The organism is Acinetobacter legionensis, from assembly GCF_048551735.1.
Classification (GTDB): Bacteria; Pseudomonadota; Gammaproteobacteria; order Pseudomonadales; family Moraxellaceae; genus Acinetobacter.
In genome coordinates, this window is sequence record NZ_JBIMBV010000092.1 from 1 (window position 1) to 492 (window position 492).

Sequence of the window (492 nt, forward strand, 5' to 3'; positions counted from 1 at the left end):
TTAACCTTGGGTAGCCCAGTGACTGTTGGTCAAACGGTTGAGGTGGGTTATACCGATCCAACCACGGGGAATGATGTTAATGCGATTCAAGATGCAGCAGGCAATGATGCAGCAACGCTGCCAGCGACAGCAGTAGACAATGGTTCGATTATTCCAGGTGGGGATAGCACAGCACCGACATTTGAGAGTGCAGCGGTAGATACCACAGGTACGCTGTTGACCTTAACTTATGATGAAGCGCTAGATCCATTACATCCACCTGTTGCTGGCGACTTCACAGTGACGGCAAATGGTCAAGCCGTTGCGATTATCTCGGTAGAGATCGTTGGCAATAACGTCGTGTTAACCTTGGGTAGCCCAGTGACTGTTGGTCAAACGGTTGAGGTGGGTTATACCGATCCAACCACGGGGAATGATGTTAATGCGATTCAAGATGCAGCAGGCAATGATGCAGCAACGCTGCCAGCGACAGCAGTAGACAATGGTTCGATT

At 50.0% G+C, this 492-nt stretch carries 1 protein-coding gene; it reads left to right on the plus strand.

The window, feature by feature from the left end; translation table 11 throughout:
* A partial coding sequence (locus ACG9ZL_RS21150) for a SwmB domain-containing protein (protein ID WP_419361884.1) occupies positions 1-492 on the plus strand: 492 nt, incomplete at both ends.